The organism is Dyadobacter ginsengisoli DSM 21015 (assembly GCF_059568735.1).
In genome coordinates this window covers 1-14,157 of the sequence record NZ_JCANTY010000023.1, presented here as the reverse complement: position 1 = coordinate 14,157, position 14,157 = coordinate 1, and the positions used below count along the sequence as shown (strand labels likewise).

The 14,157-nt window shown below is 44.7% G+C and carries 11 protein-coding genes; 5 read left to right on the top strand and 6 right to left on the bottom strand.

Going from position 1 to position 14,157, the window contains the following annotated elements; genetic code table 11:
* A partial coding sequence (locus BP71_RS37775) for a serine hydrolase domain-containing protein (protein ID WP_496387094.1) occupies positions 1 to 561 on the top strand: 561 nt, incomplete at its 5' end.
* A gap of 19 nt (positions 562 to 580) precedes the next feature.
* Here the strand turns inward: BP71_RS37775 and BP71_RS37770 are convergent.
* From BP71_RS37770 to BP71_RS37750, 5 genes are all read right to left on the bottom strand, one after another.
* Positions 581 to 1,201: a response regulator gene (locus BP71_RS37770; protein ID WP_496387092.1), complete on the bottom strand. Its 621-nt coding sequence runs from the start codon at positions 1,199 to 1,201 to the stop codon at positions 581 to 583.
* Positions 1,202 to 1,275: 74 nt separating this feature from the next.
* On the bottom strand, positions 1,276 to 3,303 hold the full coding sequence (locus tag BP71_RS37765; protein WP_496387090.1) for a sensor histidine kinase: 2,028 nt from the start codon (positions 3,301 to 3,303) through the stop codon (positions 1,276 to 1,278).
* A gap of 825 nt (positions 3,304 to 4,128) precedes the next feature.
* A complete protein-coding gene (locus tag BP71_RS37760; protein ID WP_496387088.1) occupies positions 4,129 to 4,593 on the bottom strand; it encodes a helix-hairpin-helix domain-containing protein in 465 nt (154 codons plus the stop codon).
* 105 nt (positions 4,594 to 4,698) lie between these two features.
* Positions 4,699 to 5,172 carry a helix-hairpin-helix domain-containing protein gene (locus BP71_RS37755; RefSeq protein WP_496387086.1) on the bottom strand — a complete coding sequence of 158 codons (474 nt, stop codon included), beginning with the start codon at positions 5,170 to 5,172 and terminating at the stop codon, positions 4,699 to 4,701.
* Between the two features lie 32 nt (positions 5,173 to 5,204).
* On the bottom strand, positions 5,205 to 6,095 hold the full coding sequence (locus tag BP71_RS37750) for an OmpA family protein (RefSeq protein ID WP_496387084.1): 891 nt from the start codon (positions 6,093 to 6,095) through the stop codon (positions 5,205 to 5,207).
* Positions 6,096 to 6,904: 809 nt separating this feature from the next.
* Here BP71_RS37750 and BP71_RS37745 point away from each other — a divergent pair.
* Complete coding sequence (locus BP71_RS37745; RefSeq protein WP_496387082.1) at positions 6,905 to 9,028, top strand: T9SS type A sorting domain-containing protein; 2,124 nt, start codon at positions 6,905 to 6,907, stop codon at positions 9,026 to 9,028.
* Positions 9,029 to 9,701: 673 nt separating this feature from the next.
* Complete coding sequence (locus tag BP71_RS37740; protein WP_496387080.1) at positions 9,702 to 10,001, top strand: NAD-dependent epimerase/dehydratase family protein; 300 nt, start codon at positions 9,702 to 9,704, stop codon at positions 9,999 to 10,001.
* Positions 10,002 to 10,596: 595 nt separating this feature from the next.
* Here BP71_RS37740 and BP71_RS37735 read toward each other — a convergent pair.
* Positions 10,597 to 11,055, bottom strand: coding sequence for a DUF7079 family protein (locus BP71_RS37735; protein ID WP_496387078.1), 459 nt, complete (start codon positions 11,053 to 11,055; stop codon positions 10,597 to 10,599).
* A 660-nt stretch (positions 11,056 to 11,715) separates the two neighbouring features.
* Between BP71_RS37735 and BP71_RS37730 the strand changes: the two genes are divergently transcribed.
* Entirely contained in the window at positions 11,716 to 12,849 is a 1,134-nt protein-coding gene (locus BP71_RS37730) for an adenylate/guanylate cyclase domain-containing protein (protein ID WP_496387076.1), read from the top strand.
* A 1,025-nt stretch (positions 12,850 to 13,874) separates the two neighbouring features.
* On the top strand, positions 13,875 to 14,157 hold a 283-nt coding region (locus BP71_RS37725), incomplete at its 3' end, for a transposase (RefSeq protein ID WP_496386857.1).

Genomic DNA, 14,157 nt, shown 5'->3' with positions numbered 1-14,157 from the left:
GCCAGTCTGCCAGTTGAAAGGGCTCCGGGCGATACGTCGTTGTATTGCACCGGTGGCGTGGTTTTGCTCGGTGAAATCATTAGCCAGGCCACAGGTATGCGTGTAGACCGATTTGCCGAACTGTATCTTTTCAAACCTCTCGCGATTGAAAATGTGCGCTGGAGCTATTTTAAAAATGACGAGAAGGTAGATACAGGCGGGCATTTATCGTTAACCCCCAGGGATCTGTGTAAAATTGGGCAACTGATCCTCAACCAGGGAAAATGGGAGAACCATCAGGTGATCTCAAAAAATTGGATTGACACCGCAACATCAGAGCAGGTTCGGTTAGCGGGAAAAATCCCCTATGGTTATCTCTGGTGGAGAAACTCTTTTAAGTTTAAGGAAAAAAAGTTAGATGCTATTCACACCCGGGGTAATGGTGGACAGTATCTTTTTATATTCCCATTCCTGAAACTGGTAGTCGTATTTACCGGCGGCAATTATAATTCTCCCAAGATGGAAATGCCATTTGAGATAATAGACAAGGTGGTTTTGCCTTCTCAACCCGAGCTTGATTAAACTCACATTGGACACATCCTCAGGAAAGACTATATGCGTCGGCCAGCTGGACCAGGGTTTTCCGGTCTTCGATGTCCAGCTTTTCAAATACACGCTGCCGAACGGAACAGACCGACGTGTATTTCAGTTGCAGTTTCTCGCAAATCTGTGCAATGGAATAGTCCTGAACGATAAACATGGCTACCTGAAACTCCCTCGCTGTCAGCTTATCGAAGGGGTTTCGCGATGCACCGTCCCGCACATCGTTGATAATAATTTCTGAAAGATTGGCGCTCATATATTTCCTGCCTGCAAGAACGGTCCTGACCGCTTTGATCAGCTCCTCCGCGGAAGCATCTTTTTCAATATAAACATGCGCGCCCAGTTGCAATGACCTTTTGCCAAAAATGTTCTCATTGTTCACGGAAACGACCAGCACCTTTGCATTTTGCTGAAAGTTCCTGATCCAATGCAAAAGAACGGTCGGATCTGTTTTCGGCATACTCAGATCCAGCAGGATCAGGTCGTACGTGTGGTTTTTCAATTTCTCCATGACCGAATTCCCGTCCGAACTTTCATCGACCCGGCATTCAGGAAAATATTCCAATATGGCTACTTTAAGGCCATAACGGACCAGCGCGTGGTCATCTGCAATCAGCATTTTTTCTATATCGTTTCGTGCCTTGACGGGTTTAGAGTATAGTAGTTCAGCGTGTATCAGAAGGTTCAGTTTGCCTATATCGGCTGACCTGGAATGGTAGCCCTGGACAAACTGCCGCCCGACGTTGCAGCCGACGCTAACGGCAGGCCCGAAATTTTCACCATAGTCCCGCCCTCTTCGGAGTTTAAAACTTCCAGCTTGCATTCCAACCTGGCCACGAAATCGATGATGAGCTGATAGCCAATCCGTTTGTTCTGCTCGATGTCGGCATGAGTCGAAACGTTTTCAATGCGCCTGTTGATCTTCCGGAGATCGGCCGGTGACATTCCCTCCCCGGTGTCGGATACCGTCAGACACAAGGAATCCGGCCCGTCCATGTGCAGAGAAACCGTTATTTTTCCGCAGGAAGTGTATTTGTTGGAATTGTCGATCAGGTTCCGCAAAACAGCTTTCAGAATTTCCCAGTTTGTGTAAACTTCCCAATCCCTGGTCCGATCCACCTCCAGTACGTTGCTGGTTAGCAACAGCATTTCATTAAAGAACTGCCCCAGTTCGTCCAGCAATCCCATGATGGAAAAAGGGTGCTTATTCAGGTAAAAGCCCGCCTCCTGGGATCTGGTCCAGAGATTGATTTCCTTCACGAATGCATGGATATTTGCCGTGGCCTTCTTAATTTCTTCTGTACTTGTTTTCGCGTCCTCGAACCTTTTTTTATCCAGTGAAGTCGAGACGTGATTGGACAATACATTTAGAAAGTGAATCGGTGACTGCAGGTCGTGCGCAAGCACGATCGTGATCTTTTCCTTTAACTTGTTGCTGTATTCCAATTGCGTTTTGCTCTCTTCAAGCTCACTTGTACGTTCGCTGACCTGCATTTCGAGCTGCCTTCTCCTGCGCTCCAAATAAAAGTAGCGCAGTCGGACAATGACATAAAATGCAGAAAGTGCGAGCAGCGATGCAAGAACTCTGAAAAACCACGTCTGGTACCAGAAAGGCTCCACGGTAAATTTTTTAACCAAAACCTCCGTGCTGCCTCTGCTAAATCCACTTATTTTTCTGACTTGCAGTTCATAGTCTCCATAGGAAAGTCGGTTGAGAGTGATCGCCCCGTCGCTGTTGAGCGGATACCATTTCTCATCCAGGCCTCGTATGTGGTATTCAATATTCTGATTTTCCCGGGTTCCGAAAAAAGGCGATGCTATCCTGATTTCCATACGGTCGAAGGAGGGAGCAATGCGGATTGCACCGCTAAATGCCCGCTTTTGGCCGTCGACGATAAAATTGTCGATAAGGATCTTTGACAGAATATCCCTGACACTGTCGGGATAAAACTGGACCAATCCGTCCATGGATGGAAACGAAAATTTTCCATCCGGAAAAACAATACCAGCCGGCAGCACACCTCCATTGAATTCGTTCGTGCCAAACTCGCTGCCTTTGTCGTAGTAATGGTAGTACACGGTGCTGCTCTTTCCATCCAAGTAATCATGTAGGTCCCGGCTTTTACATTTAAACAGTCCATGATTGGTGCTCATCCACATAAACCCGCTTTGATCTTCCAAAAAACAATGCGTATACAGAAGATATTTGTGCTTATCCAGAGGCAACCGCCTGGGTTTCCCGTTTTTCATGCCGTAAAATCCGTGACCATAGGTCCCTATCCAAAGCGTCTTTCGCCTGTCGATATACAGTTCCCGGACTTCCTTGCCATTCAGTTCGGGATACACGGTTTTCTTCCGCGTCAGGACATTGTACCTGAACATCCCCTGCTCGTATCCCATCCAGAAGTTGTGGTTATCTGCTGGGATGAAATTGAGGCGCCCCGATTTGACCGGGTCCATCATCCAGATAGCCGTATCTCCGAATATCCTCCCAAACTGGCCGTGTATGGTAGATACCCAAATGTTTCCATCGGGCGTCTGCTTGTACACCCTGTTGCGGCGCATGCTTGTTTTCCTTATCAAACGCAAATCCGGACCGAGGCGCAGGGTAGCGAAAGTTTCGTCCGATACCCAGAAATTTCCGTGAATGTCGCGAAGCATACCGCACTGGACCAAAAGTCCGCTGATGGGCAGCGCTTTCGTCGAGCCATCGGGAAACACGATTCCATGTTCGGTAACAACGCGGGTACACGTAAAACCTTGAAATACTTTGGCTTATAAACAGAGAATCCCTTATTGGAGCTGCTGACTATATACAAATCCAGGTTCCGGACATATTTAAGCGAAGTCACGCCATCGCCTTCACCCACCTTCAAGACAGGAACACAGAAAAGCTGGTCCCCCTCCACGCTCCGGATTTCCGATATGGTATTCCCGTAATGAATGTAAATAATGACTTAACAAGCAATCAGCTTTTTGAAAAAGTGTTGAAAGTCTGTCTGGAATCCAGCGAAACCGCAATTTTCAAATCGGTCCTGGTCGCCGGCAATATTGAAACCCCAGTTGCGGGTCATATGAAGCCCCATCTCCTTTTGTAGTTAATCAAGTGCAGATTGTAAGAATTTGATTAAATTACCCTTTTGAATTCGTCGATGTTTTCGACCAATGACCTGTTTGTATGATCATTGCCGAATAGTCACTTTCGTAATTTCTTTCAGAAAAATTTAAATGATTTGACATCCATTTTCCTTTATTAATCGAAATTCGGCATCGTAGTTACACCTCAAAATCCGACCCGGGCCATTACCTTCTCTATCATCGGCATTCCCACCTATTTGTAGCATGAGCATCCGATAATCAAGCCTTCAATTAGCGCAGATCGACCGGGCCGACCGGCCGGCAGATCTACGATATTACCGGCATTTGAAAATATGGGTAAGACTTATTTTGTAATAACCCATCATGGTTAACAAAATTTAGCCTTACCCGATTATGCTTTTAGAATGTTAACGAAGCAAAGAGAAAGTCACTTATAAGATCGACTTTCTACCTAACCTGCCCGCCATCCAGTTTATTCTGCAGCTCATTCAACTCATCCCATTTACCGTCAAGCGCCAGCCGGGATTGTTGCGGCCAGGTGGAAGGGTCATGGATCTGAAACCGGGACCCAGCCTGCTGTAATATCTGGGTTATCCGGGCCGATTCGGAATTTGCCAGTTGGCCAAACGTGTAAATGCCGTTTCTATTAAGCAGTTCTTCTATTTTGGGCCCGATGCCTTCTATAATCTTTAAATTGTCGCGTGTTACGGACTGCGAAGCAGCATGAACCGGCTGAATGGCTCTGCTCCGGCTTGTCCTGCGACATTCGTCCAGGTCGCCTTCAAGGGCGGATAATCTTGCGCGCAGGTTATTGGTTTTGCCTTTGGAAACCCAATGGCCAATGAACCATCCGATAATCGCTGCAACTATCAATAGAATAAGTATCTCCGAAATGGCTACGGGTTTATTCAAGGGATTTATGTCTAACAGTATCATCATTGAGCTATTTAAAATCCAGATTGTTTTAACTTCCAAATCATCAAGGAACCGGTCCGGCACGGAAAACCGGGCAAGTAATTACACTTTACCGCCATCCAGGGCGTCCTGCCATTCCTTCAACTCCTTCCATTTCCCTAAGGCGGCAAGCGCAGCCTGTTTTGGCCATGTTTCCGGATCATGCACCTGAAAACGGCGACCGGCATTGTCCAGGATGTCCCTGATCTTTCCGGGAGCAGTCTCACTCAGAGCAACATAAGTCTGAATGCCGGCTCCATGAAGCAGTTTTTCAATTTGCGGGCCTATCCCTTCAATAATTTTGAGGTCATCGAAAACGACAGAGGCTATTCCGGCCACGGGCACTGCCAGATCAGACAGGCTTTTGTTACATTCCGCGAGTTCGTCTTCCACCCGCGCAAGGTGCCGTTCCAGTCCGGAATTCTGATCTTCTCCTTTCCGGTAACATATTATGTAGCCAATAACACCGGACACGAGCAGCATCAGCAGATGCTGCCACCATGCATTGGGCAAATCAAGTGGATTTAATTGAAACATATCTTTGTCAGTTAAGTTGAATACCGGTTAAATTATTGCACTACGATGGCTACACGTCGGTTGGCAGCTCTTCCCTCCGCGGTGTTGTTGGATTCTTTCGGGGAGTTCTGACCTTCGGCATCCGTCACCAGTTGCGCTGCAGGTAACCCAGCCTGAACAAGTTGGTTCCTGACCTGCTCGGCACGTTTTCTGGACAAAGCGGCATTGCTTGCCGGCTTTCCAACATTATCGGTATGTCCGGTTAGCAGGAGCTTTTTATCTTTATTTGCAGACAGATATCTGGAAGCTTCTTCCACAAATTTTTGATTGTCAGCTGTCTTGATGTAATCGGAGCTCCCGGTATTGAAGTAAAGATCAAGCGGCTTAAAAATCGTGCTGTACTTCTGAGCTTCCGCGAGCTTATTTTCAGTAGTCGGGGCAACTTCTGAAAAAGCAAAGTCGATCCCCCCTTTCATTGAATCGGGGCTGAAACGGATGTCGTTTTGCAACGCGCTTTTGGTCGCGAAAACGCTGGCCGGCAATCCCTGTGCGACATAGTAAGCCTTAATTCCCTCAGCCCTTGCAATGCCCAGATCCGGCCAGGTCGTATTGTTGGTTTCGGAAGCCGCGTAGTAACCTGTAATGGTCACTGTTTTACCCGGATTCGCTTTCAGGTAATTTTTAAGCGAGTCCAACTCTGCCCGAACTGCTGAAAAATTAGCTTCAGAGCCCGATTTCGCAAAACCAAAATTCCCTGGCGCAGTAAGCGATAAATTCGATCCATCCATAATATGCAGGGGCGAAATATTGGTTTCCTCAGAAGGAATACCAGCGGAAACCAAAGGAGCATCGCAAAGCTGCTTGATTCTGCACGTATGCCACCAGGCAGATCCAGCCATCCATATGGCAAGTGCAATCCACCACAAAGCGTTGTTTTTCGACATATAGGAACAGTTTAGGTTAATGAAAGATTGAAAATCGATATTCGAGTTTACACATTTTACTCAATTATTTAGTAAAATGTTTACATTTTTTTACCATCAATCTCCACAACCAATTCGAATTAATGCCGGTAAACCCTACTTGATAGTTAATCTGCCGGGGTTCGGATGGCTGGTGGATCGAATTTTCATCCCAGGTGCCGAACACAAACAAGCAAAAAATCCACTCCGAAATAATTCAGAATGGATTATCCTTAGTAAACTCTAAAACTCTATCACCCGGGATAGAATCTGGTCAAAAATTAAACAACAAATATACTTCAATGTTTTTCATAAAAACAAAGTGCTGACTATCAATAAATAGAATCCGAAAAAGCATAGAATAAGTTCTATAAAATAATATTGTTCTACAAACAGAGGCTATCACTAAAAAATAATTCAATCGTGTTTTTAACGCAATAAGTTATCCACTCCACTTCTACTTCTATTGAAGGCAACATCAAACCCGCTGCATGTATCACAAATGTCCAGGGTAAAACTATTTATAAAATAAACTTCGATAAAAAATAAATACGTAAAATTACTTGCTCATAAATCAATTATATTTTTTAAATTCATTTAACAAAATCTGACAACCAGATTGACAATACGATGTTGTTTGATAGGTGGCGATCTATCAAATAATGCCGGACGCGGCCTTATGGATATCTTGAAAATATTCTTTCAACTAAAAACCATTTGAATTAATTCGACTTACTACTGAGCTCCCTCCTCCAAGCGGATTTTCCATCATTCATTAAACAAACCAAGCTATGGAAACGATTGTATGTGCTTTCGAAAAGGGGAAAAGGTCAATCATGCCATTTATTCTTCTCCTGGTGTTTTTGTCGGGTAGCATTTCTTCAAATGCCCAGTTTTATCAGAGAGTGTACGCTAATAGCTCGAGTGGGACAGATATAAGCCCGGATTTGCTTTCCGGATTATTGGCAGCCGTGTCCGACCCGTCCAACGCGGTGGACGGGAATATCGAAACAGCATCGGAGCTTTTTACGACCACTGGCGGGCTGGGATTGGTGCAGTCCTATCAAAACGTGCGATTCCCGACCGCTGACCTCCCAGCCACTCCTTCCACCCCGGTTATGGTCAAAATAGAAACAGGTGGTTCACTAGTTGACCTTATCGGTGGAATTGAAGTTCAGGCTACGTTGAATGGGGTGCCGACAGGCCTTCTTGTCGATGATTCCAATTTGCTGACGTTGCTGGGAGGCAGCGTTCTATCCTCGGGAAAAAATATCTTTGAGATTTCTTTCGTCCCCAATGCGTTATACGATGGAGTCAGGGTCAAAGTTTCTCCGTTGGCGGGAATCGGTGTGGTAGCGAAATTATACCATGCCTATTTCCTTAAACCTGCCACCTCCACCAGCCGTTGCGATGCGCCGGTCGATGTACTTTACGGTGTAAACGGATCAATCGCCAATGTGCTCGACGGAATCTCCAACCCCTATGCCGCGCTGAGCGGCACCACGCCGCCGAGCCGGATCAACACAGGTGCAACCGTCGCAGGTAATATTTATGAGACCGTGGTATTCTCTGGGGCAATGAGCGGAACAGCCGAGATGACTATTTCAATCCCGCCCAGTACGGTTTCAGCTTCTGTGCTCAACCAGATTTCACTGGAACTATACCATGGGGATGCTCTGGTAGCCCAGCATACCCTGAACTCATTGTTAAGCCTTGATTTACTGGGACTTTTGCAAAATGGTAACACGGTTACGTTCAGGTCTCCGGGAACAGTCACCTTCGACCGGGTACGGATTGGCACAACCGGAGTGATTTCCGCGTTTGCCGATTTATCGATCCACGAGGTCAGGCGGCTACTCCCTCCCCCAACGGTTACCACTGGCAATCACACGATTTATTTGGGACAGACCGCCTCGTTGACAGCGGCTTCTTTACACTCCAGCGATTTTCTGCGTTGGCGAAATGCCGCCGGAAATACACCGTTAGCCACGGGCTCACCTTTTAACGTATCGCCATTGCATACCACCGATTATCAGGTCACCGCTGCGCTCAGTCAAACATGTCCGACAGAATCCTCGCCTGCGATTGCCCGGGTAACGGTACTCCTTCCGCCGGATACATTCACCAATCCCGCAGCAGGAACAGCCGGGTCTCCATACAGTGGCTTTTTGGTTGCGTCCGGAGGCACTCCTGGTCAGAACCTCACCTATGCGGCCTCTGATCCGTCCAATCTCCCTCCCGGGATCATCCTGAACCCCGACGGAACGATAAAAGGCACACCAACAAGGGCAGGTACCTTCAGCATCCCGGTAGTGGTCACCAATTCAGATTTGGGACTGATTGCCGTTACCCATACTTACCAGCTGGTTATCCAGACATCACTACCCGTCGAACTTTCCGATTTTATGGTGCAGCGGGAAGGAAATACCGCTTTGATCACGTGGACCACCGTTTCGGAAACCAACAGCAAATGGTTTGGAATAGAAAGAAGCGGCGATGGAAAACAATGGATACTGATCGGAAATATGCCAGCGGGCATTGAAAGTAAGGTGGTTAAGACTTACCGCTTTGCAGATCTCCAACCCGGCGATGGTATTAATTACTATCGCCTGAAAATGGTCGATCTGGATGACACTTTTGCTTACAGCAGCATGAAGACATTGGATTTCGATCCGGGCAGAAAGACTGATTTACCTTACCCCAATCCGGCCAATGAATGGGTAAATGTTTCGCGAACTGTGCCTGTCTATACCGATAAAATAGAGATTACTGATTTGAGAGGAATAAAAGTTTGGGGTTCCGAAAAACCTGATACGAGCATCAATGTATCTAAACTAACGAACGGCATTTACATTTTAAAGCTGGTTACGTCGGAAGGTTCGGTGATTACCAATAGAATTGTAATCAAACATTGATGTATTTGTCTTTATATTAAAAAAAGACGCTGCCGGCCGGCAAATTCCATCAGTCCCCGGAAATTAAAATTCTTATTGACGTGCATATGGCATAAAATTTAGAGCCTGCATAAAAATAACTTCATAAAAAAGGAAGGTAAAGTGAAAAGATAAAGGCGTATTGTCGTCGGATGGACAAAACAATCTTTACGGGAAGGAGCAATGCCCGTGACGTTTGATTGCCCGCAATCATCCCGGTTTGTTGGTAGATGACCAGTTCGCACGGCATCAAAAATAAAAGTCCGCCTAAATGTAGGCGGGCTTTGAATCACTACTCGTACGTTAATCCGACATTACTGCCGATTACAAAGGTATAAGGCTCTGAGTTCAGGAGTTCCAACATTTTTTCACTTTATCAATAGAATTAGTTTGGCACAATGTGCAGCAATGAGTGTTTATCACCAGCGGTTCTTCAAATTTGCTGGCCATCCCATTAAAAATTTGGACTCTTCAGCAAAAGTCTCACCCCATTTTTTCACCGATATTTGTGCCGCTCAGCAATCCGGGATGCACCGAAATCACAGATAATGGAAAAACAAATCTATCCTGAAGTGACAGCCCGCAGCAGCGGCGAATCTTTAAGGGACACTGAATGCACATCAACAACTTTCTCTTCTGTCCAAAAAATTGCTACATGAAAGTAATCATCACAGGCTCCACGGGAATGGTAGGCGAAGGCGTTTTAATCGAATGCCTGCAAAATGAAAAAGTATCAAAGGTACTGAGTATTTCAAGAAAGCCCTGCGGCATTGTACATCCGAAACTGAAAGAACTGCAAGTCGCCGATTTTACGAAATTGTCGGAATATGAAAATGACATCAGCGGTTATGATGCCTGTTTCTATTGTGCCGGTGTCAGTGCGGCAGGGATGAAGGAAGATCAATATCACTACATCGCTTACGATACAACGATGGCTTTTGCAAATGCACTCTAAAAGTCAATCGACAACTTACATTCTGTTTTGTGTAGGCAGAAGCACTGATAGCTCAGAACTTGGAAAGGTAATGTGGGCAAGCGTGAAGGGTAAAACCGAAAATGCTTTGATGAGAATTCCATTTAAGAATGAATACAATTTTCGCCCTGCCGGAATGCTACCGTTTGCGCAGCAGAAAATGCAAAGGCGTTTTATGTTGTGATCATAAAGGTCATAAAGCTCTTTTCTCCTGCGAGTGTTCTGTCACTTTCAGAAATCGGAAAGGCAATGATAAATGCCGCTTCGCAAGGTGCCTCCAAACGGATATTGGAAGTGAAAGATATCAAAGCATTAGCATCATGAAGAGGCTTTTTGCGATGCTCAGAAGAACTTGGATAATTCGTACAGGCCTCGTTGCGGTGCTTGCATTACAAAGACGATGGGTTTAGAAATATTGTAGAAACACCCGCACTGAGTGAAGGGTATTCTATTATTAGAAAAAGCTACAACACATTGTTTGAAGAACATCCTCGTCGCACACCTGTGGACAGCCTGCCATTTGTAAAAACAGACTTAAAAGCATTGCTGCCCCAAATTCCTCTTATCAGACTTGGAATTATTTTCTCATATATTCTTCCAGCTTTTGCCAATCATCCTTGTACATCCAACTGGACGCCCGATACGAATACTCAATTCCAAGTTGAGCAAAACTGTTTCTTTCTTGTAACGAGCAGACGATACGTTTGACCAGCCATTCGTCATCAAACCCGGCCCATTCACCTGCTACAATCAGTAAATTAGGATAAAGAACAGGAAAAACTTCATTTTTATCAATCGCTCTCACTTCATTAAAAGTATAGGGGCTCGCAATGAGTTCCGAAGCAATATATTCGAAATCACTTTCAAGAAGTTCAGTATCGAGATAAATCCGGGATAGTGCAAGCCAAACCGGTTTACGTTCTTCAATATTGGATGGGTCAAAAATAGGATGAAATGGGGCCACGATCTTGGTATTGAATTTATTATCGGAGATATCGCATGAGGCTCTCCATGCTATTTCAAAGGAGTTGGTCATCCAAATCCATTGGAGCCGACCAGAGTAGCAACTTACGACTTTTTGCAATTACACACGATGCATTTTTCGTAAAACTCGCATCTCAACATTGTCTACCTGTGCATTAAACTTTACCTGACCCACAACTTTTGCGTGTGGCTTTTCCCTCCCGCCTCGAAGCGGATCAGATACAATCCCTCAGTTCGACCACTCCTCTACAAGGCGTACTTTCCCACCCGGAGGCTGCCATCCCTTTCCGTGCCCAGCGAAAAGTTTCCCCTGCACTGGCACGGGGCGGCATCTGCGTATGGCGGGTCTTTTGCATAGCGGTATGTCCATCTAATATTAAATAGTTCATTAAATAATTTGGAAAACTATGGGGCGCTTTCCTCTTTTCGCTCAGTATGATGTTTTGATGTTACCATATTCCTGAAATACCAGCGCTTCCTAACGCAACAAATTAAAGTCAGGTTAAATATTGGTTAGCTTTAACCTGCCAATTGTACGCGATGAGAGGTCACTACCATTAAAGCTATAAAATTTTTAATTCTGAAATTTAAACATTTTTTCATTTTATCAATAAAATTAATTTGATGTAATATTTTGGATTCCGTGGCCCATCGGTCGCTTCTTGCCTAAGCATCTATTTTCTGTATATTCGATTCTCAACTGTACATGAGCATGATTCAAGAATTGGACTACACAAGCCGGGCCCGAAAATTTGTAACGCAGTATCCTGTAATAAGCCACATATCGCCACAAACCAGCTTTTGGACAGTTGCATATGTTTTATTTGCAATAATCATTCACATTACCAGCCTCAACTTCTCAATTGTCTACTCCACGCAGATGGATACCCGTGCATGGTCTGTTGTTTTGATGGGCGGAATAATTGGCGCTTTATACGGCAGTACGCTGGGTATGTTAGACTATTTCTTTGACAGACAGTTTTTCCGAAACAAACCGTTGGGAAGAATTATTATACTGAAAGCTTTCCTTTCACTGGTCCTGTTGATTATATGCTTTAACCTGATGCGTTTTGTGCTTTTTCAGGCCATACTTGCTCCTATGCTTACCGGGATTGTCCCCGATAATAGAATTACAGACGTTTTTTGGGGTAATTTATTCCTGATGGTTTTGATTTACAGTTTTTTCATGACCCTGATCATCACTTTTATTATCCAGGTAAATAAAAAATACGGCCCGGGCGTCCTGTTACCCTTATTACTGGGCAAATACCGAAACCCCCGGGAGGAGGAAAGAGCCTTTATGTTCATGGATCTTAAATCATCCACCGCCATTGCCGAGGCGTTGGGGCACCTAAAGTACAGCAGCTTCATAAGGGATTGTTTTATGGACATTAACCATGTACTGCATTCGTACAATGCGGAAGTGTATCAGTACGTAGGCGACGAAATTGTGATTAGTTGGAGAGTAAACAACCATATAGACTATCGATCCTGCGTACAATTCTTTTTTGCTTGCGAGATACAGTTCGAATTGCGAAGGGATGATTATGTAAAAAATTACGGTCTTATGCCCAGCTTTAAAGCGGGCTTACACATGGGCAAAGTAACCGCAGTGGAGATCGGAGAAATAAAAAGGGACATCGCCTATCATGGAGATACATTAAACACTACCGCGAGGATACAAAGCATGTGTAATGAATATGGCAGAAAACTCCTGGTATCCGCTTATTTCATTGAAACAGGCAAGTTAAGTGAAGTTTATATTACGGAAGAACTTGGCAAGGTGATGTTGAGAGGAAAAACGGAACCTGTTGACATACTAAGCATAAACAACCGGAAGAGCTAAGATATTCTTTGGCAGCTCGCATCCCGGGAATGACTAATTAGTGAATTAATTAAGGTTTAAAACTAAAAAAATTAAACCCTGTTGAATAACAAGTCAAAATATCTTTGTTCATGCCATGAGGCTATACTTTCAACTTATGAGGAGCATGAGATTCATGAAATTGTAGTTATCAGGAAAATGGGCCACAAGTGGCACATCAAGAGGGTAAAACAGGATAAACACTGGTCAGCTCAGGCCAGTGTTTTTGTAACTGAATTCAGGCATAGTATACAAATACTAATCAAACGGGTAATGGTTAATGAGGCTTTTCATTTTTATGGAGCCTCATTTTTTTACACAGACAGTTTGTTCAAAATACGCCCCTGCCCCTAATCAACTGCTTCCATCCATTTTGCCGCATACAGTTATATCGATCATAGTAAACAGCCGCTCAATGCGGGTTATGATGTTCCAGACAGGCACGGTCCGGTACTTGTAGCGGTGATATCAACAAGGGAATCAATCCAATTCAACCGTTGTAGGTTTACGGCAATGGTTAAAAAATTAAAATCAAAACTAAAAAAATTAATCCCTGTGCCCTGGACGGCCAAAGTACCTTTGCCCTGAGTCGCAAGGCTACACTTCAATCTGGTAGTAGCATAAGCATGATGAAGTAATAGCCTTGCTTTTATGTGTCTTTTGTGGCATGTATTAGGGTTACATGGAGGAAACGCTGGCCTGTCTTCGGCCAGCGTTTTTACAACCGGGTGGAGACGTCAGTATCCAAATGGCCGTAAAACGAGCAGTAGTTAATGAGGCTTTTCTGTTTTAAGCAACCTCATTTTTTTCAATCAAAACAGTTTGTATAAAATACGAGAAAAAACATTGACCAAACTTAGGCCAGTGTTTTTAAAGCCAGGTCAATAAGTTGGAACGGAAGAATACTTACTGGTTAAATGGTGAACAATTGAGTGGTTAATGAGGCTTCTCAGTTAGGTGAGGTGGCTCCGAAAATCGGCACACATTTTTGCACAACATGATGCAAAATGAAAGACCCCAAATCGGTAAAAACTCGCAAAAGCTACGATGCTGAGTTCAAACAGGAAATGACCAGAATGCTGGCTTCCGGCAGGAGCGCCAAGGAAATCTCGGAGGCGTTTGGAATTGCCGAGAATCTTCTCTATCGTTGGAAGAGAATGGCAACAAAAAAGACAAAATCGAATAGCGAAGCAGATCGCAACGACAAAGCAGCGAAACTGGCTGCGGAAGTTGCTAAACTACGGGCTGAAAATGAACGCCTAAAAACCGACCGCGAAATCCTAAAAAAAG

What these genes read in the sequence shown, in the direction of transcription:
- BP71_RS37755 (WP_496387086.1), bottom strand. Translation starts at nt 5,172, where the DNA reads ATGTTTCAATTAAATCCACTTGATTTGCCCAATGCATGGTGGCAGCAT.
- BP71_RS37740 (WP_496387080.1), top strand. Translation starts at nt 9,702, where the DNA reads ATGAAAGTAATCATCACAGGCTCCACGGGAATGGTAGGCGAAGGCGTT.
- BP71_RS37745 (WP_496387082.1), top strand. Translation starts at nt 6,905, where the DNA reads ATGGAAACGATTGTATGTGCTTTCGAAAAGGGGAAAAGGTCAATCATG.
- BP71_RS37770 (WP_496387092.1), bottom strand. Translation starts at nt 1,201, where the DNA reads ATGCTGATTGCAGATGACCACGCGCTGGTCCGTTATGGCCTTAAAGTA.
- BP71_RS37735 (WP_496387078.1), bottom strand. Translation starts at nt 11,055, where the DNA reads ATGACCAACTCCTTTGAAATAGCATGGAGAGCCTCATGCGATATCTCC.
- BP71_RS37750 (WP_496387084.1), bottom strand. Translation starts at nt 6,095, where the DNA reads ATGTCGAAAAACAACGCTTTGTGGTGGATTGCACTTGCCATATGGATG.
- BP71_RS37730 (WP_496387076.1), top strand. Translation starts at nt 11,716, where the DNA reads ATGATTCAAGAATTGGACTACACAAGCCGGGCCCGAAAATTTGTAACG.